The organism is Pseudomonas sp. PA-7-1E, from assembly GCF_021605325.1.
Lineage (GTDB): Bacteria > Pseudomonadota > Gammaproteobacteria > Pseudomonadales > Pseudomonadaceae > Aquipseudomonas > Aquipseudomonas fluorescens_BV.
Genome location: NZ_WKFA01000068.1, coordinates 1 through 17,723 on the forward strand (window position 1 = coordinate 1; position 17,723 = coordinate 17,723).

16 protein-coding genes are annotated in these 17,723 nt (G+C 60.2%); 5 read left to right on the plus strand and 11 right to left on the minus strand.

Annotated features, from left to right (window positions below):
- Positions 1–78: 78 nt before the first annotated feature.
- The 3 genes from adeC to GIW79_RS26115 are packed head-to-tail and all read right to left on the minus strand — an operon-like array spanning position 79 to position 5,846.
- The gene (gene adeC, locus GIW79_RS26105; protein ID WP_003189337.1) at positions 79–1,536 is read right to left on the minus strand and encodes an AdeC/AdeK/OprM family multidrug efflux complex outer membrane factor; all 1,458 of its coding nucleotides are present in this window, start codon (positions 1,534–1,536) and stop codon (positions 79–81) included.
- The gene (locus tag GIW79_RS26110) at positions 1,533–4,694 is read right to left on the minus strand and encodes an efflux RND transporter permease subunit (RefSeq protein WP_034125973.1); all 3,162 of its coding nucleotides are present in this window, start codon (positions 4,692–4,694) and stop codon (positions 1,533–1,535) included. Before GIW79_RS26110 ends, adeC begins: the two co-directional genes overlap by 4 nt.
- A gap of 3 nt (positions 4,695–4,697) precedes the next feature.
- Positions 4,698–5,846 (minus strand): efflux RND transporter periplasmic adaptor subunit, encoded by a 1,149-nt coding sequence (locus GIW79_RS26115; RefSeq protein WP_057975641.1) that lies wholly within the window; start codon positions 5,844–5,846, stop codon positions 4,698–4,700.
- A 286-nt stretch (positions 5,847–6,132) separates the two neighbouring features.
- Here GIW79_RS26115 and GIW79_RS26120 point away from each other — a divergent pair, with 286 nt between their 5' ends.
- Positions 6,133–6,765, plus strand: coding sequence for a TetR family transcriptional regulator (locus GIW79_RS26120; protein ID WP_236455407.1), 633 nt, complete (start codon positions 6,133–6,135; stop codon positions 6,763–6,765).
- A 343-nt stretch (positions 6,766–7,108) separates the two neighbouring features.
- Here the strand turns inward: GIW79_RS26120 and GIW79_RS26125 are convergent, their stop codons facing one another.
- From GIW79_RS26125 to GIW79_RS26135, 3 genes are read right to left on the minus strand one after another with little or no spacing between them, the layout of a single operon-like run.
- Positions 7,109–8,164 carry an alkene reductase gene (locus tag GIW79_RS26125; protein ID WP_198791109.1) on the minus strand — a complete coding sequence of 352 codons (1,056 nt, stop codon included), beginning with the start codon at positions 8,162–8,164 and terminating at the stop codon, positions 7,109–7,111.
- 28 nt (positions 8,165–8,192) lie between these two features.
- Complete coding sequence (locus GIW79_RS26130) at positions 8,193–9,359, minus strand: MFS transporter (protein WP_236455409.1); 1,167 nt, start codon at positions 9,357–9,359, stop codon at positions 8,193–8,195.
- A gap of 17 nt (positions 9,360–9,376) precedes the next feature.
- The gene (locus GIW79_RS26135; RefSeq protein ID WP_054899009.1) at positions 9,377–9,688 is read right to left on the minus strand and encodes an ArsR/SmtB family transcription factor; all 312 of its coding nucleotides are present in this window, start codon (positions 9,686–9,688) and stop codon (positions 9,377–9,379) included.
- 155 nt (positions 9,689–9,843) lie between these two features.
- Between GIW79_RS26135 and GIW79_RS26140 the strand changes: the two genes are divergently transcribed.
- Complete coding sequence (locus GIW79_RS26140) at positions 9,844–10,428, plus strand: acyl carrier protein phosphodiesterase (protein ID WP_181124964.1); 585 nt, start codon at positions 9,844–9,846, stop codon at positions 10,426–10,428.
- 109 nt (positions 10,429–10,537) lie between these two features.
- On the opposite strand, the gene GIW79_RS26145 is transcribed toward GIW79_RS26140, so the two are convergent.
- Both GIW79_RS26145 and olsB read right to left on the minus strand, forming a co-directional pair.
- A complete protein-coding gene (locus tag GIW79_RS26145) occupies positions 10,538–11,329 on the minus strand; it encodes a lysophospholipid acyltransferase family protein (RefSeq protein WP_032893104.1) in 792 nt (263 codons plus the stop codon).
- Positions 11,329–12,084 carry an L-ornithine N(alpha)-acyltransferase gene (olsB, locus tag GIW79_RS26150; RefSeq protein WP_003189352.1) on the minus strand — a complete coding sequence of 252 codons (756 nt, stop codon included), beginning with the start codon at positions 12,082–12,084 and terminating at the stop codon, positions 11,329–11,331. The genes GIW79_RS26145 and olsB overlap by 1 nt, the downstream gene beginning before the upstream one ends.
- Positions 12,085–12,268: 184 nt before the next feature.
- Here olsB and GIW79_RS26155 point away from each other — a divergent pair, with 184 nt between their 5' ends.
- Positions 12,269–13,342 (plus strand): serine hydrolase domain-containing protein, encoded by a 1,074-nt coding sequence (locus GIW79_RS26155; RefSeq protein ID WP_054921977.1) that lies wholly within the window; start codon positions 12,269–12,271, stop codon positions 13,340–13,342.
- Complete coding sequence (locus GIW79_RS26160; protein WP_054899013.1) at positions 13,339–13,653, plus strand: hypothetical protein; 315 nt, start codon at positions 13,339–13,341, stop codon at positions 13,651–13,653. Before GIW79_RS26155 ends, GIW79_RS26160 begins: the two co-directional genes overlap by 4 nt.
- Positions 13,654–13,829: 176 nt before the next feature.
- On the opposite strand, the gene GIW79_RS26165 is transcribed toward GIW79_RS26160, so the two are convergent.
- The 3 genes from GIW79_RS26165 to GIW79_RS26175 form a co-directional block, all read right to left on the minus strand.
- On the minus strand, positions 13,830–14,219 hold the full coding sequence (locus tag GIW79_RS26165; RefSeq protein ID WP_034125982.1) for a hypothetical protein: 390 nt from the start codon (positions 14,217–14,219) through the stop codon (positions 13,830–13,832).
- Entirely contained in the window at positions 14,216–15,625 is a 1,410-nt protein-coding gene (locus tag GIW79_RS26170) for a PAAR domain-containing protein (protein ID WP_054899014.1), read from the minus strand. Before GIW79_RS26170 ends, GIW79_RS26165 begins: the two co-directional genes overlap by 4 nt.
- A gap of 230 nt (positions 15,626–15,855) precedes the next feature.
- Positions 15,856–16,149, minus strand: a complete 294-nt coding sequence (locus tag GIW79_RS26175; RefSeq protein WP_054899015.1) for a DUF3077 domain-containing protein — start codon at positions 16,147–16,149, stop codon at positions 15,856–15,858.
- Positions 16,150–16,500: 351 nt separating this feature from the next.
- Between GIW79_RS26175 and GIW79_RS26180 the strand changes: the two genes are divergently transcribed.
- Positions 16,501–17,676: a M20 aminoacylase family protein gene (locus GIW79_RS26180; RefSeq protein ID WP_198791107.1), complete on the plus strand. Its 1,176-nt coding sequence runs from the start codon at positions 16,501–16,503 to the stop codon at positions 17,674–17,676.
- The last annotated feature ends 47 nt before the right edge of the window (positions 17,677–17,723 follow it).

Genomic DNA, 17,723 nt, shown 5'->3' on the forward strand with positions numbered 1-17,723 from the left:
ACGTAAGTTGTACGGGCAACAATGCAGGCATAAAAAAACCGCTTCCGGTGAGGGAAGCGGTTTTTCACACCCGCGCTATCAGAACAACTTCAACGGCGGTGCTTGTTCTTTCAATGGCTCGTTCTTCGCAGTCTGCTCGTTCCAGCCACCGCCGAGGGCCTTGTACAGGTTGACCTCGCTGGTGAGCTGCGCCAGGCGGTCGGTGATCAGCGATTGCTGGGCACTGAACAGTTGGCGCTGGGCGTCGAGGAAGGTCAGGTTGCTGTCGACACCAATGCGGTAGCGACGCTCGGCCAGGCGGTAGTAATCCTGGTTAGCCTCGACGAAGCCGCGCTGGGCATCCAGTTGCTGCTTGTAGGTCGCACGCGCGGCCAGGCCGTCGGAGACTTCCTGGAAGCCGGTCTGGATGGCCTTCTCGTAGTTGGCCACGTTGATCTCTTTCTGGATCTTCGAGTAGTCCAGGCTTGCGCGCAGGCTACCGGCGTTGAAGATCGGGATGTTGATCTGCGGGGCAAACGCCCAGGTCCCCGAACCGCCTTTGAACAGGCCACCCAGGGTAGGGCTGGCAGTACCGGCGCTGGCGGTCAGGCTGATGCTCGGGAAGAACGCCGCACGGGCCGCGCCGATGTTGGCGTTGGCGGCCTTGAGGTTGTACTCGGCTTGCACGATGTCTGGGCGACGTTGCAGCAGGTCCGAGGGCAACCCGGCAGGCACTTCGCTGAGCAGGTCATCGGACAGCGGCTTGCTGGCGATATTCGCCGGCAGGCCGGTGCCCAGCAGCAGGGTCAGGCTGTTTTCGTCCTGGGCCACCTGGCGGGTGTAACGCGCCAGTTGCACACGGGCGTTTTCCACCGAGGTGCGTGCCTGGCTGAGGTCGAGGGCCGAGGCCACGCCGACTTCATTGCTGCGCGAGGTGAGCTTGTAGCTTTGCTCGAACGCGGCCAGGGTGTCCTGGGTCAGCTTGAGCAGCTCCTTGTCGGCCTGCCAGGTCAGGTAGGCATTGGCCACGCTGGCCACCAGGCTGATTTGGGTGCTGCGGCGCGCTTCTTCAGTGGCGAAGTACTTTTGCAGCGCTTCTTCACTGAGGCTGCGCACGCGGCCGAACAGGTCCAGCTCATACGAACTGATGCCAAGGCCCGCCGAGTACTGGCTGGCGATGGTCGATTCGCCGGTCTGCGACAGCTTGGCCGGGGTGCGCGAACGGCTGCCGTTACCGGTGGCCGATACCGCCGGGAACAGGTCGGCACGCTGGATCTGGTATTGCGCTGCATAGGCGTCGATGTTCAGCGCCGCGACACGTAGGTCACGGTTGTTCACCAACGCGGTCTGGATCAATTGCTGCAGGGCAGGGTCATGGAAAAACTGCTTCCAGCCTTGCTCGGCAGCGGCCTGGCTCGGCGCCTGGGCCGACGAATACGCCGGCCCCTGCGGGAACTGCGCGGCCACCGGCGCTTCGGGACGCTGATAGTCAGGTATCAGCGAGCAGCCACTGAGCACGAATGCGGTGACGGCTAGGGAAAGTAGCGACTTGCTCATTGGCCAGCCTCTTTAGGAGTTTCAGTAGTGTCTTTCTTTTTGCGTTCGCCAGCGGCGGACACGGTTGCGTAGAACAGTGGCACCCAGAAGATCGCCAGCACAGTGGCCGTGATCATACCGCCGATAACGCCGGTACCGATTGCGTGCTGGCTGCCTGAACCGGCGCCGGTGGAGATTGCCAGCGGCAATACGCCGAGCATGAACGCCAACGAGGTCATGATGATCGGGCGCAGACGCATGCGGGATGCTTCGATAGCCGCCTCGACGATGCCTTTGCCTTGCTCATGCAGTTCCTTGGCGAATTCCACGATGAGGATGGCGTTTTTCGCCGCCAGGCCCACCGTCACCAACAGGCCCACCTGGAAGAACACGTCGTTGGACAAGCCGCGCATGCTGGTGGCGATCAGTGCACCGATCACACCCAGAGGTACAACCAGAATCACCGCGATCGGGATCGACCAGCTTTCGTACAGTGCCGCCAGGCACAAGAACACGACCAGCAGCGACAGTGCGTACAGTGCTGGCGCCTGGGAACCGGAAAGGCGTTCTTCGTACGACAGGCCTGTCCAGGCGTAACCGACACCGGCCGGCAGTTCTTTGGCGATGCGTTCGACTTCGGCCATCGCATCACCGGTACTGTAGCCCGGTGCCGGGGTACCGAGGATTTCCATCGCCGCTACACCGTTGTATCGCGAAAGCTTGGGCGAACCGTAGATCCACTTGCCCGACGAGATGGCCGACAGCGGCACCATTTTCCCGTCGTTGCTGCGCACGTACCATTTGTCCAGGTCTTCGGGCGACATCCGGCTGGCGGCGTCGCCTTGTACATACACCTTCTTCACGCGACCACGGTCGATGAAGTCGTTGATGTAGCTACCACCCAAGGCAATGGCCAGGGTCTGCTGGATATCCGCCAGGCTGATGCCTTGGGCACTGGCTTTCTCGTCGTCAACGGTCAGCTCGTACTGCGGCTCGTCGTTCACGCCGTTAGGACGCACGCCGGCCAGCACCTTGCTTTGTGCCGCCGCACCCAGGAACTGGTTACGTGCAGCCATCAGCTTGTCGTGGCCGACGCCACCCTGGTCTTGCAGGAACACGTCGAAACCCGTGGCGTTACCCAACTCCAGCACCGAAGGCGGCACGATGGCGAAAACCATGGCGTCCTTGAAGGCCCCGAAGAAGTAACCCTGGGCACGCTTGGCCACTTCGAACACCGACTGGCTCGAATCACGCTCATCCCACGGCTTGAGCATCACGAACGCAAGCCCGGAGCTCTGGCCACGACCGGCGAAGTTGAAGCCGTTCACGGTAAACACCGACTTCACCGCCTTGCCTTCGCCTGGCTCGCCTTCCTTGTCGTTCAGCAGGAAGGCGCGCATGTCGTCGACGACTTTCTGCGTGCGCTCAGCCGAAGCACCGACCGGTGTCTGCACCTGGGCGAAGATCACACCCTGGTCTTCCTCAGGCAGGAACGCGCTTGGAATACGGGTGAACATCCAGATCATGCCGGCCAGGATCAGCGCATACACCAGGAATGCCGGGATCTTGTGCTTGATCATGCCGCCCACGCCGCGCTCGTACTTGAGTACGCCACGGTCGAAGGTGCGGTTGAACCAGCCGAAGAAGCCGCGCTTGGGCTGGCCGTGTTTTTCCGGATCAATCGGCTTGAGCATGGTGGCGCACAAAGCCGGGGTGAAGATCAGGGCAACCAGCACCGACAACGCCATCGCCGAAACGATGGTGATGGAGAACTGCCGGTAGATCACACCGGTGGAACCACCGAAGAACGCCATCGGCAGCAGTACCGCCGACAGTACCAGGGCAATACCCACCAGGGCACCCTGGATCTGGCCCATGGACTTGATCGTTGCTTCCTTGGGCGACAGGTGCTCCTCGGCCATTACCCGTTCGACGTTTTCCACCACGACGATGGCATCGTCCACCAGCAAGCCGATGGCCAGGATCATGCCGAACATGGTCAAGGTGTTGATGGTGAAGCCGCACGCCGCCAGGATCCCGAAGGTACCCAGCAATACCACCGGTACGGTCATGGTAGTGATGATGGTGGCACGGAAGTTCTGCAGGAACAGGAACATCACCAGGAACACCAGCACGATCGCTTCGACCAGGGTGTGAACCACACCGGAGATCGATTCGGTCACGACCGGGGTGGTGTCATACGGCACCACCGCCTTCATGCCAGGCGGGAAGAACGGCTCCAGGGACTTGACCGTTTCGCGGATGGCCTTGCCAGTGTCCAGTGCGTTGGCACCGGCCGCCAGCTTGATCGCCATACCCGAAGCCGGCTTGCCGTTGAACTGTGCACTGATGCTGTAGTTCTGGCCGCCCAGTTCGATGCGCGCGACGTCACCCAGGCGAACCTGGGAGCCGTCGGTGTTCACCTTCATCAGGATCTTGGCGAATTCCTCGGTGCTTTGCAGGCGCGTCTTGCCGATGATCGTAGCGTTCAGTTGGGTACCGGGCAGGGCAGGCAGGCCGCCCAGTTGGCCGGTGGCCACCTGCACGTTCTGGGCCTTGATGGCATTGCTGACGTCCACTGGCGTGAGCTGATAATTGTTCAGTTTGGCCGGGTCGAGCCAGATACGCATGGCGTACTGCGAACCGAACACCTGGAAGTCACCCACCCCCGCGGTACGGGAGATCGGGTCCTGGATGTTGGACACGATGTAGTTGGAGAGGTCGTCCTTGGTCATGCTGCCGTCTTCCGACACCAGACCGATCACCATCAGGAAGTTCTTCACCGACTTGGTCACGCGGATACCCTGTTGCTGCACTTCTTGCGGCAGCAGTGGGGTGGCCAGGTTGAGCTTGTTCTGTACCTGGACCTGAGCGATATCCGGGTTGGTACCCTGGTTGAACGTCACGGTGATGGTCATGCTGCCGTCGGAGTTACTGTCCGAGGAGACATAACGCAGGTTGTCGATACCGTTGAGCTGTTGCTCGATGACCTGCACCACGGTGTCCTGCACGGTTTGTGCGGACGCGCCTGGGTAGGTCACCTGGATATCAATGGCCGTTGGCGCAATGGCCGGGTATTGGTTGATGGGCAACTTCAGGATCGAGAGTGCCCCGACCAGCATGATCACCAGGGCAATTACCCAGGCGAAAATGGGACGGTCGATAAAAAATTTCGACATGGATTACTCCCCTTGACCAGCAGCGGCAGCAGGCGCTGCAGCAGTACCGGCGGGTTTAGCGTTGGAGGCTTCCGTGACCTTCACCTCGGCGCCTGGCTTGACGTACTGCAAGCCTTCGGTGATGACGCGATCACCGGCATTAAGGCCTTTTTCCACCAGCCAGTAGGCACCGGCGGTACGGTTGGCAACCAGTTCGCGTTGCTCGACCTTGTTGTCCTTGTTCACGATCAGCGCGGTCGGAATGCCGCGCAGGTCACGGGTCACGCCTTGTTGCGGAGCCAGGATGGCCTTGCTGTTCACACCGGCCAGCAACTGGGCGTGTACGAACATGCCCGGCAGCAGCACGTGGTCAGGGTTGGGGAACACGGCGCGCAGGGTCACGGAACCGGTGGTCTGGTCGACCGACACTTCGGAGAACTCCAGCTTGCCGTCCTGGGCGTAGGCCGTGCCGTCTTCCAGGGTCAGCTTGACCTTGGCAGCGTTTTCGCCGGCTTTTTCCAGTTGGCCGCTGGCCAGGTCGCGACGCAGCTTGAGCATTTCAGCTGAAGATTGCGTGACGTCGACGTAGATGGGGTCCAGTTGCTGGATCACCGCCATGGCGTCGGCCTGGCCATTGCTGACCAGTGCGCCTTCGGTGACAGAAGAACGGCCAATACGCCCGGAGATCGGCGCGTACACCTTGGTGTAGCGCACGTTGATCTGGGCAGTTTGAACGTTTGCCTCGGCAGTCATGCGGTTGGCAACGGCGGTGTCGTATTCCTGACGGCTGACGGCTTGCTCCTCGACCAATTGCTTGTAGCGATCGGTGATGGACTTGGTCTGGGTCAGGCTCGCTTGTGCGCTTTTGAGCGTGGCTTCATACACCGACGGGTCGATCTGGTAGAGCTGTTGCCCTTCCTTCACGTCGGCGCCTTCCTTGAACAGGCGCTTGAGAATGATGCCGTTGACCTGCGGCCGGACTTCCGCAATGCGAAAGGCCGTGGTGCGGCCTGGCAGCTCGGTGGTCAGGGTATAGGCTTGCGGTTGAATGGTGACCACGCCGACCTGAGGGGTTTGAGCGGGCGGTGCCGCTTCTTCCTTTTTACATCCGCTGAGCAGCGATGCCAGGGCGACGGCAGTGACCAGAGCGGTAACAGCTGGCTTAAGTTGCATGAAGATCCTCGGGTCAGGCGCGCAGAGTGCGCACAAGAAGTGTGGAAGGGTAAAAAACAAGCCGTGAGTGGATAAGTAGCTTGCTACGCAATATACTTACGTTCATGGTTGTTTGTAAACTCTTGACAGGCTTCGCGGAATGTTGACAAAGCACCGCTGCAAGCCTCGATTCTAGTACGTTCGACGCTCTTGACAGTGTCGTCCCACAATTATTCAGATGATCGTTCGCGTCTATTAACGTCGCGTTAACGATAGTCCAAAGTGTTCTGATTGAGGTTTTACTGCCATGGTTCGTCGCACCAAAGAGGAAGCTCAGGAAACCCGCAGCCAGATTCTCCAAGCCGCCGAGCAAGCCTTTTATGAGCGTGGCGTTGCGCGCACCACGCTGGCGGACATCGCCACGCTGGCGGGAGTGACGCGCGGTGCTATCTATTGGCACTTCAGCAATAAGTCCGATTTGCTCCAGGCCTTGCTCGATACGCTGCACGAACCCCTGGACGAATTGGCCCGGGCGAGTGAAAGCGAGGATGAAGTCGACCCGCTGGGCTGTATGCGCAAGCTGCTGATTCATCTCTACCATGAAGTGGCCCTGGACCCGAAAACCCGGCGCATCAACGAGATTCTGTTTCATAAGTGCGAGTTCACCGATGAAATGTGTGACATGCGCCGCCAACGCCAGACCCACAGCCTGGAATGCAACCTGCGTATCAGCCTGACGTTGCGTAACGCGGTTCATCGCGGGCAACTGCCTGAAAATCTCGACACCACCCGTGGGGCTGTCTGCATACATGCCTTCATCCACGGTTTGATCGGCCAGTGGCTGCTGGTCCCCGATAGCTTTGAACTGCACCAGGACGCCGAGCGCTGGGCTGATATAGGGCTGGACATGCTGCGCCTGAGCCCCAGCCTGCGCAATTGAAACAAAATGCGTAATTGCAACCCGTTGTGTCAACAGTAAAGCCTAAGGACGGTCAATCGTCCTTCTGGCTGATTTGTGGGGTGACTTTATATACGGCCTGGCGGGCGGTTGATAGGTAGCCGGCTAAGTATTTTGTAGCGATATTGTTGCCGTTCTGTGAAGCGATGTTTCCAGGGGGGCTACAGACAGGCACAAATGTGGGAGGGGACTTGCTCCTGACACTGTAGGAGCGAGCTTGCTCGCGAAAAACTTCAACGATAACGCGTGCTTCCTGAGTGAACGCGGCGCCTGTTAGTTTCTCGCGAGCAAGCTCGCTCCTACAGTATTGGGTTTGCGGGGTACGTTAGATCGGCAGCGTCGGGTAGTCGATGTAACCCACCGGGCCTTTGCCATAGAAAGTTTCAGGGTGCGGCTCGTTCAACGGCGCATCGGCCTTCAGTCGCGCCGGCAGGTCCGGGTTGGCGATGAAAGGAATACCAAAGGCCACTGCATCCGCCTTGCCCGCCGCCAGCCAGGCGTTGGCGCTGTCTTTGGTGAAACGTTCGTTGGCGATGTATACGCCGCCGAAGGCTTTTTTCAGCTGTGGGCCGAGGCTATCCGCACCTTCTTTTTCGCGGGAGCAGATGAAGGCGATGCCGCGCTTGCCCAGTTCGCTGGCGACGTAGGTGAAGGTCTCGGCGAGGTTGTCGTCGCCCATGTCATGAGCATCAGCACGCGGTGCCAGGTGCACGCCCACGCGGCCGGCGCCCCAGACTTCGATGGCGGCGTCGGTGACTTCCAGCAACAGGCGCGCACGGTTTTCCAGGGAACCACCGTACTGGTCGGTGCGCTGGTTGGTGCTGCTCTGCAGGAACTGGTCAAGCAGGTAGCCGTTGGCGCCGTGGATTTCCACGCCGTCGAAACCGGCGGCCTTGGCGTTCTCGGCGCCGGTGCGATAAGCGTCGACGATGTCGGCGATTTCAGCGGTTTCCAGGGCGCGCGGGGTTGGGTAGTCGGCCAATGGGCGAACCAGGCTGACGTGGCCTTTAGCCTGGACCGCACTCGGAGCCACCGGGGTTTCCCCGTTCAGGTAGGACTCGTGGGAGATGCGGCCAACGTGCCACAACTGCAGGAAGATCTTGCCGCCCGCGCCATGTATGGCCTTGGTGATGTTGGCCCAGCCGCGCACCTGATCGTTGGACCAGATGCCGGGGGTGTCAGGGTAGCCCACGCCCATGGGCGTCACGGAAGTGGCTTCGCTGAGGATGAGCCCCGCGGAGGCGCGTTGCACGTAGTACTCGGCCATCAGCGCGTTGGGCACGCGGCCTGCATCGGCACGGCAGCGGGTCAGCGGCGCCATGATGATGCGGTTCGACAGTTGCACGTCGCCCAGTGTGATCGGATCGAAAATAGTCGTCATGGAAAAAACACCTTCTCTTTCAAGTTGATCAGTTGGTCGCGGGGGCCAGGCCGGCGTTGCCGCCCTGACGGAAAGTGATGAGGGTCACCAGCAGCGCGAGAATCGCCAGTGCTGCAGCGGCCAGGGGCACGCTGGTCAGGCCGAAGCCGTGGGCAATCACGCTGCCGCCGACCCAGGCGCCGAGGGCGTTGCCAATGTTGAAGGCACCGATGTTCAGGGTGGATACCAGGTTCGGCGCGGCCTTGCCGAAGGTCACCACGTTGATTTGCAGCGCCGGCACGGCGGCGAACGAGGCGGTGGCCCACAGGAACAGGGTGATTTCAGTCGGTATCACCGCAACGCTGGTCCAGCTCAACACCGTGGAAACCACCGCCATGCTGATGAACACGCCGATCAAGGTGGCCGCCAGGCGCTTGTCCGCCAGTTTGCCGCCGATGATGTTGCCCACGGTGAGCCCCAGGCCGATCAGCAGCAGGGTCCAGGTCACGCCCTTGGGCGACACGCCGGTGACATCGCCCAGCAGCGGCGCGACGTAGGTAAAGAGGGTGAACATAGACGCGGCAAACAGCGCGGTCATGCTCAGCGACAGCCAGATACCGGCACCCTTGAGGGCGGCCAGTTCGGCGCGCATGTCGAGTTTTTCTTCGTCACGCTTGGCGGGCAGGAAGCGAATAAGGCCGATCAAGGCGATTACGCCAATCACGGTCACGGCCCAGAAGGTCGAGCGCCAGCCGGCTTCCTGGCCCAGCGCCGTACCCAGGGGCACGCCCAGCACGTTCGCCAGGGTCAACCCGGTGAACATCAGCGCCACGGCCGACGCACGTTTGTTGGCCGGTACCAGGTTGGCCGCCACCACCGAGCCAATCCCGAAGAAGGCACCGTGGCACAACGCTGTGACCACACGGGCAAACATCAGCACGTTGTAGTCGCTTGCCAGGGCACAGAGCAGATTGCCGATAATGAAAATACCCATCAACGCTACCAGCGCCGCCTTGCGTGGCAGCCTGGCGGTGGCCAGTGCCATGAACGGTGCGCCGATGGCCACGCCCAGGGCGTAGCCGGTGACCAGCCAGCCGGCTCCGGGAATCGACACACCCAGGTCCGCCGCCACATCGGGCAGCAAGCCCATGATGACGAACTCGGTGGTGCCGATGGCGAAGGCGCTCAGGGCCAGTATGAGTAGCGAGAGGGGCATGGACGTGTCCTTGATGATTACGGTGCGCTGAGTTCGGTAATGAGCGCAGCGAGAAAGGCTTGGATCACCTCCTCGTTGCGCTTGAAAAAGTGCCACTGCCCGGCTTTCTGGCTGCTGATCAAACCCGCCCGTTGCAAGGTGGCCAGGTGCGCCGACACGGTCGACTGGGACAAGCCGCAGCGTTGGTCGATCTGCCCGGCGCAGATGCCGTATTCGTGGTTGTGCAATTGCTCGGGGAACTGCACTTTCGGGTCTTTGAGCCAGGTGAGGATGTCTCGTCGTACTGGGTGCGCCAGGGCTTTTATTATTTCGTCGAGGTCGATGGACATGGCAGGGTGCTCGGTGTCGTAAAGCGTTATATCGCGATGAGGCGAACTTTAAATCGTAATATTCCGATATACCAATATGATTTTGATCTGAGATCAGGTCGAATCGGTATATCGGGTTATAACGATATGCGGGTGGCAGTGGTAGACTGCGCGGCATGAATTATCTCGCACATCTGCACCTGGGCGGCCAACTTCCTGCGCAATTGCTGGGTAGCCTCTATGGCGACTTCGTCAAAGGCCGCCTGCAGGGCCAGTTCAGCCCGCAAATCGAAGCGGCGATCCAGTTGCATCGCTCCATCGACCGGTTCACCGACAGCCACCCCTTGGTGGGGGAGGCGTTGTCGCGTTTCAGCCAGACCCGCAGGCGCTATGCCGGCATCGTGCTCGATGTGTTTTTTGACCATTGCCTGGCGCGTGATTGGGCGCTGTATGCCGACCAGCCCCTGGAGCGTTTCACGTCGCATGTGTATCAGGTGTTGGCGGCCGAACCCGCGTTGCCGGGGCGGCTGGCGCAGATTGCGCCGTATATGGCCGCGGATGATTGGTTGGGCTCGTACCGCGAGTTTGCGGTGATGGAGCAGGTGCTGCGCGGGATTTCGCGGCGGCTGACACAGCCTGAGGAACTGGGGTATGCGATGCAGGAGTTGCGGGTTTTGTATGAGCCGTTGAGTGAGGACTTTCGACTGTTCTACCCAGAGTTGCAGAAATTTGCGCAATCTCAACTGACTATTGAGATCTGAATGTGGGAGCTGGCCTGTCGGCGATAGCGGCCTACCGGTTGATGTTATGGCTGACCCACCGCCATCGCAGGCAAGCCAGCTCCCACATTTGGATTGAGTTCACATTGCTTCAGGCTGCGAATGCAGGCCGAGCGGCCACTTGCTCGGTTTCCGGCACCGGGCCGAACAATGCCTTCTGCACCGCCTGCTGCGCCTGATACGCCAACGCCGCACGTTCCTGCCCGGCGCAGGCAATCGGCTTGAGCACATGAATCTCCACATCGCCGCGGTCATTGGAAAACAAGCGCATCAGGTGCGAGAGCAAATCATCATCGCCAATAAAGGGTGCCAGCGGGTCGACTTGGCCGTCGCGCAGATACCGAATCGCTACCGGCTGCAGTGATACATCCGCATCGATCGCGCTGGCCAGCAAGCGCCCGTGGAACGTGCGCAGGCCGCGCCCATCGGTGGTGGTGCCTTCGGGGAACATCAGCAAGGGGTGCTGTTGCTCCAGATGACGGGTCATTTGCTTGCGGATCAGTTGGCTGTCACCTGATCCGCGACGAATAAACAGGCTGCCAGCCTTGGCCGCCAGCCAGCCGGCCACCGGCCAGGTGCGCACCTCGGCCTTGGACAAAAACGACATCGGCGCCACCATGCCCAGCAACGGAATATCCGTCCACGACACATGATTGCTCACCCACAGCATCGGCGTTTGCGGCAACTCGCCATGCACCGTCACGCGAAAGGGCAGGGCGTTGGTCAGTCGCGCCATAAAGAAGCGCGACCAACGCTGGCGCCGCACCATCGAGTTAGCCACGCCCAGGCGCTCGAACAGGCCAAACACACTGGCCATGCTCAACCCCAGCCCCACCACCAACAGCACGCGGGCGATGCGCCCGTAAATGCGCAGGCGGTTCATCACATGGCCGCCTTGAAGTGGCGCGCGTAGCGCGGGCACAACTCGTCGCGCTTGAGCAGGATAAACACGTCTGCTACCTGGAAGTCTTCATCCCAGCACGGCTCGCCGCAGATCTTCGCGCCCAGGCGCATGTAGGCCTTGAGCAGCGGCGGCATTTCGGCGATGACGTTGGACGGCAAGTCCAGGGCCGGCAGTGGTTTTTTCGGTTCGGCGCGCAGGTGTTCGTTGCACAGGTAGCGCTCGCGCAAGCGCTGCATGATCGCGTGGGCCTGGATGCCGCCATCGTGCATCGGGATGCTCGCGCAGCCCATCAGGTAGCTGTAGCCGCCCTGGTTGAGCACTTCGGCCAACTCGCCCCACAACACCGCGATGGTGCCGCCATTGCGATAGGCCGGGTCGACGCAGGTGCGGCCAATCTCCAGGATCGGGCCCTGCAAGTGCAGCAGGCCATGCAGGCTGAATTCTTCTTCACTGTAGAACCGGCCCAGGGTGCTGGCGGCTTGGTGGTCGAGCAGACGGGTAGTCGCGACGAGTCGACCGCTGTTCAAATCCCGCACGCCGATATGGCTGCAGTGAACATCATAGTCATCCATGTCCAGACCCAATTCCGCGCCTTTCAGCTTGGCGTTGAACTCGCCGCTGAACACGTTGAACCGCAGGGCCTGGGCTTCCTGCAATGCCTGTGCGCCTACCAGGCGTTCGGCTTGCAGACGGCGTTCATTGCCTTTGTCGCTGATGCGGGCGATCTGAGTCATAGCGAGTCTCCGGGTGCCGGCCAGGTTGCGGCCAGTCGACTTTGTTGTCCAAAGTCAGGCTATGTAGCCTCGGTGTCAGCTCCATGAAGTTACGGTGACGGTTGGATGACAGCCCCCTTGTCGCAAATCTGTCACTGGCGTGAGCTAGGCTCGCGGGCTTGAATGCCCCCTTGAGTTTGCGTCCATGGTCCGAGGCCTGTTGTGCGTTGCCCTGCTGTTTGTCGCCGTGAATGCTCGCGCTGAAATCTGGCCTGAAAAGGAGTGGGCCGTGGGCACAACCCTCACCGGTCCCGCTGTCGATGCCCTGGACGCCTACGCTTTCCCACCTCGTGACGATGCCACCCGCAACGGTATTCGCACCGATGCGTTGCTGGTCATTCGGGATGGCGAAATCATCTATGAACGCTACGCCGCGCCCACCACTGCCAGCACACCGCACCTGACCTGGTCCGTCAGCAAAAGCCTGATGGCTACCGTGCTGGGCGTGGCCTACGGGCAAGGCCGCTTCAAACTCGGCGACCCTGTCGCACGTTTCTACCCACCGATGAAGCAGCACCCCAAAGTGAGCATGGCCGACCTGCTGCACTGGGCCTCCGGGTTGGACTGGCAGGAAGACTACGAGTACGCCCCGTTGAAATCCTCGGTGGTGGCGATGCTCTACACCCGTGGCCACACCGACATGGCGCAATTCGCGGCGGATACCGAGGCCGCCGCCGTTCCTGGCCAGGCTTTCCGTTATTCCAGTGGCGACAGCACTATCCTGTCCGCTGCGCTCAAGGGCATGCTCGGCCACAAGGCCTACATGACCTACCCGTGGGACGCGCTGTTCCAGCCCCTGGGCATTCGCGACGCAACCTGGGAAACCGACGCCGATGAAACGTTTGTCGCGTCGTCCTATGCCTACCTCACGGCCCGGGATCTGGCACGAGTAGGTTTACTGATGGCGCGGGATGGGCGCTGGGGCGTGCGGCAACTGCTGCCCAAGGACTGGGTCACCTTCAACCGCCGGCCCTTCGACCGCTACAAAGTCGGCCAGGATGAAGCTGTGCCGGGCGGCCATTGGTGGCTCAACACCGGCGCCCCCCAACCCTGGCCCGACGCACCGGCCACTACCTTCGCCGCGCTGGGGCACTGGGGCCAGGCGCTGTTTGTGCTGCCCGACGAACACCTGGTGATCGTGCGTTACGGCGATGATCGGGATGGCAGTTACCGGCATAACGAACTGCTCAAACGCGTGCTGGCGGCGGTGCGCTCATGATCCGTCGTCATCCGTTCATCAGCGTTTTACTGGTGTTGCTTTTCGCATTGTTCGGCTGGGTTTGGCACGAGCGCGTCAACCTGCAAGCCTTCCCCGACATCATCGCGGCGTACACCGCCAAGGAGTACTGCTCGTGCCGGTACGTGGCCAACAACCCGGCGCAGTATTGCCTGGGGTATGTGAAGCAGTACGTGCCCATCAGTGCGTTTATCGACACGCCTGAGCGCAGTGAAGTAACGGCGAGTGGTTTGGGGCGTACGCATACAGCGCGATGGATAGGCAACCGCCAAGGCTGCCGCCTGACTCCCTGACACACCCCATCACCTCCTGTGGGAGCGGGCTTGCTCGCGAATGCGGTGGGTCAGTCAACACATGTATTGGCTGGTATTGCGCATTCGCGAGCAAGCCCGCACAGGGGATATGCGCTGGCGGACGCAACGGCGCTGGTTTTTTGCTGATGTCGGACCTCGGCTGAGGCCCGTTTGAGCTACCTGAACTTCACAAGCATGGCGGCAACTACCCCCCATGTGAATGACGTGAACATCAGCGTCATATTGACGATCAGACGCCGTTTCAGACGAGCTGGAAATGTTTCGATATCAGCAGGATTTACATCACCGGTAAGAACATAAGCCCTCGGCCACACGACCATCCCCGCGATTTTTGATATTTCCAAGAGTGACCAAATCAAGCCCCGTTTTCCTAGGCTATCTCCCCATAGGTAGATATACCGACTGTTTTTCAAAGCCTCCTTTAATGCGTCCAGATGACGGTGGCTCAGGTGCAAACTATGAGCAATCCCGGCAACTGCGAGCAGACCTGGGGCCCCCAAAACAAAGATTGCAGCCCAGGGAGGCCAAGTGTCGATACCGGTCATGGTTGAGTCATTTCGTAAATTTTTTCTCCGATAGCTTCGCCAGTCATATTACCAACAGTCGTCCCCATCCATGCGCCTGTCCCTACTATAGCTGCGATGCATACAACGCCTCCGATACCTCCAGTGGCTACGCCAATCGCCAGGCAGATCGGACCACTGGCAGAACTAGCCATCGCGCCACCTGCAACGCCGAGGGCAGTAGAAAGCCCAAATTTTCCGCCTTCAGTAAACTTGACCTTCTCACAAGCTGGCCCAGATTCGCCGTTACATACCTGCTCAATAGCCATCAGCGAAGACACTCCGCCAATCCCAATCCCGATGTAACCGCCCGCCTTCATGTATTGGGTAGCACGACTCGTTGCTTCCACGTGAGCGGCATATCCCGGAATCTGCCCCGGCGCACCGGCCTTGTCCCAATGGTGCACCAAGCTACGACTGGAAATGCCGAGGGCTGTTTTCAACTTGGGGTGATCGCCCAGGGTGGTGTGGCCACGCAGCCGAGTGGAATTCAACAGATGAGCATCCAGCTGGCTCATAAGACGCTGGCGATCCGTGAAGAACTGCGACGACTTAAGGTGGCCGTGCTGACGATAAGTTTGTTGGTGTAGACGCTCGATGGCCTGGAGGGTGTTGCGCAAGTTATTCAGGTGCGTTTCCATCACCACCGCACTCACGCCGAGCCAGGTTGAGGTATGGCCTATGAAGCTGGCGATTTCGGCACCGTGTCGATACAGAAAGTCGGCCTCGTCCGGCGTAAGGGAATCCAGGGAGGCATCGACTTGTTGAGCGGCCTGCATCAACTGCGCTTCCTGATAAGTGCAGGAGGTGTTGTTCGGATCGCTGAGCACGACCATTGAGCCGGCTTTGAAGTGACCTGTATTGGGATTCAGCGTTTGAAACTTGCGCATTACAGCCGGGTCAAGAACTGGAAAAAGCGTGGCCTCCAAAGCCTCGCGCGTAGTGCTTTTGGGCACGATATAAAAACCTGGTTCCTGGCCCGATAGGCCGTTAAATGCAGACGGGACTGAATGGCTTGGCGGTTTGTAAGCGCTTTGAGAAGGCGCCGCCCAACTGGTAGTGGCTCGGACCGGTTCGGCTGCTCGTCTGGCGGAGTTCGTAGCGCCGCTATCTTTACCATATTGAGCTGAAAACACTGAAGGAATCAGCTCGGCTTTACAGGGACAGTCGCTGTAACTATCCAACGTACCGGCCATAAGCCGGCCATGACTGTTCATGTAAGAAATGCCACCGACGATCTTATATGTTTGCCCATCCTTGCCACAGGTAACTCGATCACCTTCGCAGGCATGAAGAAGGCCATGGATGTTGACTCTTTTATCTCCGTCCAGCACTTCCCCGCCGCAGGTGGTCTTGTCACCCAGGCCAATGAAATAACCTACGCTCATTGTTTTTCCCTTTATCCATTAAGTTTTTTGGCCGTACTTTCCTCCTCGTCTCGACAAGAAAACTAACGCGTGACGCATTTCAATCGAGGTAAACGAGCAAGGGAGAGTCAGTGGCAAGCCAGACTTTGGAGAGGGATTTACTTAGGGTAAAGTCAGACGATTCCGTGAGTTTCGTCGTATTAATCTGATGGGATTGCGGCGCCCGATGCCGTGCACCGGGCGCGTATTACTTATTGCACAGGTGGAGTGCCGGGCTGCATCGCCAGCAGCAGGTCGTCGATGATGGCTTTGCCCATTTCGCCCAAGTAATGCGAGGCGAACGCAAACCTCTCGGCCCTGCGGTCCATGGCAGCTTCAAGGGAGAGCATTTTGGCGTAGTAGAGCACGTGGGAGGCGTGTTCGAGGGCTTCCACAAGCGGAACCCCGGCGTTGACGCGGAACAGTTTCAGGTGGCTTTTGTTTTCTCCGCAGTCTGCGAAGGTGGCGGCGCCGATGGTTTCGGCTGAGGGTATTTCGTACGGCATAAGCTTGCTCCTTTGGTACAACCAAAATGAGCTTCTTTCTCGGGATTCCACGCCCGGTCGTTGATGAGCAGCGACGGTGGGGAGATTAACGCTATGTACGTGGCCTCGCAACCGGTGGCATTTCGCTGTTGATCCCGGCAGCGGTGGGTCAGTTGGAAATGTTTTGGCTGACAGTCCGTCATCGGGGGCAAGCCCCCTCCCACATTTTGATCTCCAGAGATTTTAAGAAAATGGTTGGCCTCAGGTTCCACAGGGTGGAACCACCTTTGATTGTCCTCACGCGCACATCGCGCTTAGCTGTCGATGTGTCGCCAACAAGAACGGGACCACCCGCCTGTGAGGAGAATCACCATGCGCCCGCACCAGCACATCCTGGATTGGCTCAGCGACGTTGCCAGCGACTTGCACGCTGTGCGTCACGATATCCACGCCCACCCCGAACTCGGCTTTGAAGAGAACCGCACCTCAGCGCTGGTCGCACAGTCACTCAAGGAGTGGGGTTACGAGGTGCACACCGGCATCGGCAGGACCGGTGTGGTCGGTGTGTTGCGCAATGGCAACAGCTCGCGCACGTTGGGGATTCGCGCCGACATGGACGCCTTGCCCATCATCGAAAACACCGGCGCGGCCTACACCAGCCAACATGCCGGCTGCATGCACGCCTGCGGGCATGACGGCCACACCACCATGCTGCTCGGCGCTGCCCGCTACCTGGCGGCGACCCGGCAATTCGACGGCACCTTGAACCTGATTTTCCAACCCGCCGAAGAAGGCCAGGGCGGTGCCGAGGCGATGTTGGCGGATGGTTTGCTGGAGCGCTTCCCGTGTGACGGCCTGTTCGGCATGCACAATATGCCGGGCTTGCCGGCGGGGCATTTGGGATTAAGAGTTGGCCCGATGATGGCGTCCCAGGACTTGCTCACTGTCACCCTTGAAGGCGTCGGCGGCCATGGTTCCATGCCGCACCTCACGGTCGATCCACTGGTGGCTGCAGCGAGTATGGTCATGGCCTTGCAGACGGTAGTAGCGCGCAATATCGATACCCAGGAAGCCGCCGTGGTTACGGTCGGTGCGCTGCAAGCCGGCCAGGCCGCCAACGTGATTCCCCAGCAAGCGCTGCTGCGCCTGAGCTTGCGCGCACTCAACCCCACGGTGCGCGAACAGATGCTGGAACGGGTCAACGCGATCATCCACACCCAGGCCGCCAGCTTCGGCTGCACCGTGCACATCGAACACCGGCCGGCCTACCCGGTGCTGGTCAACCACGCCGAAGAAACCGAATTCGCCCGCCAGGTCGGTGTGGCCTTGCTCGGTGCCGACGCTGTGGATGGCAACACCCGCACGCTGATGGGCAGCGAAGACTTCGCCTGGATGCTGCAACGCTGCCCCGGCAGTTACCTGTTTATCGGCAACGGCGTGTCGCGACCGATGGTGCACAACCCCGCCTATGACTTCAACGACGACATCCTGCTGACCGGCGCAGCCTACTGGGGCGCGCTGGCCGAGAGCTGGCTCAAGCCTGCCTGACGACCTCATCTTTTTCTGCCGCTGGACCCTTTCCCTGTATCGGTTGA

Excerpts from the sequence above, each read along its gene's own strand:
- GIW79_RS26175 (WP_054899015.1), bottom strand. The coding sequence starts at position 16,149 with ATGCCGTACGAAATACCCTCAGCCGAAACCATCGGCGCCGCCACCTTC.
- GIW79_RS26165 (WP_034125982.1), bottom strand. The coding sequence starts at position 14,219 with ATGACCGGTATCGACACTTGGCCTCCCTGGGCTGCAATCTTTGTTTTG.
- GIW79_RS26120 (WP_236455407.1), top strand. The coding sequence starts at position 6,133 with ATGGTTCGTCGCACCAAAGAGGAAGCTCAGGAAACCCGCAGCCAGATT.
- GIW79_RS26160 (WP_054899013.1), top strand. The coding sequence starts at position 13,339 with ATGATCCGTCGTCATCCGTTCATCAGCGTTTTACTGGTGTTGCTTTTC.
- GIW79_RS26170 (WP_054899014.1), bottom strand. The coding sequence starts at position 15,625 with ATGAGCGTAGGTTATTTCATTGGCCTGGGTGACAAGACCACCTGCGGC.
- adeC (WP_003189337.1), bottom strand. The coding sequence starts at position 1,536 with ATGAGCAAGTCGCTACTTTCCCTAGCCGTCACCGCATTCGTGCTCAGT.
- GIW79_RS26155 (WP_054921977.1), top strand. The coding sequence starts at position 12,269 with ATGGTCCGAGGCCTGTTGTGCGTTGCCCTGCTGTTTGTCGCCGTGAAT.
- GIW79_RS26130 (WP_236455409.1), bottom strand. The coding sequence starts at position 9,359 with ATGCCCCTCTCGCTACTCATACTGGCCCTGAGCGCCTTCGCCATCGGC.
- GIW79_RS26110 (WP_034125973.1), bottom strand. The coding sequence starts at position 4,694 with ATGTCGAAATTTTTTATCGACCGTCCCATTTTCGCCTGGGTAATTGCC.
- GIW79_RS26180 (WP_198791107.1), top strand. The coding sequence starts at position 16,501 with ATGCGCCCGCACCAGCACATCCTGGATTGGCTCAGCGACGTTGCCAGC.
- GIW79_RS26145 (WP_032893104.1), bottom strand. The coding sequence starts at position 11,329 with ATGAACCGCCTGCGCATTTACGGGCGCATCGCCCGCGTGCTGTTGGTG.
- GIW79_RS26135 (WP_054899009.1), bottom strand. The coding sequence starts at position 9,688 with ATGTCCATCGACCTCGACGAAATAATAAAAGCCCTGGCGCACCCAGTA.
- GIW79_RS26140 (WP_181124964.1), top strand. The coding sequence starts at position 9,844 with ATGAATTATCTCGCACATCTGCACCTGGGCGGCCAACTTCCTGCGCAA.
- olsB (WP_003189352.1), bottom strand. The coding sequence starts at position 12,084 with ATGACTCAGATCGCCCGCATCAGCGACAAAGGCAATGAACGCCGTCTG.
- GIW79_RS26125 (WP_198791109.1), bottom strand. The coding sequence starts at position 8,164 with ATGACGACTATTTTCGATCCGATCACACTGGGCGACGTGCAACTGTCG.
- GIW79_RS26115 (WP_057975641.1), bottom strand. The coding sequence starts at position 5,846 with ATGCAACTTAAGCCAGCTGTTACCGCTCTGGTCACTGCCGTCGCCCTG.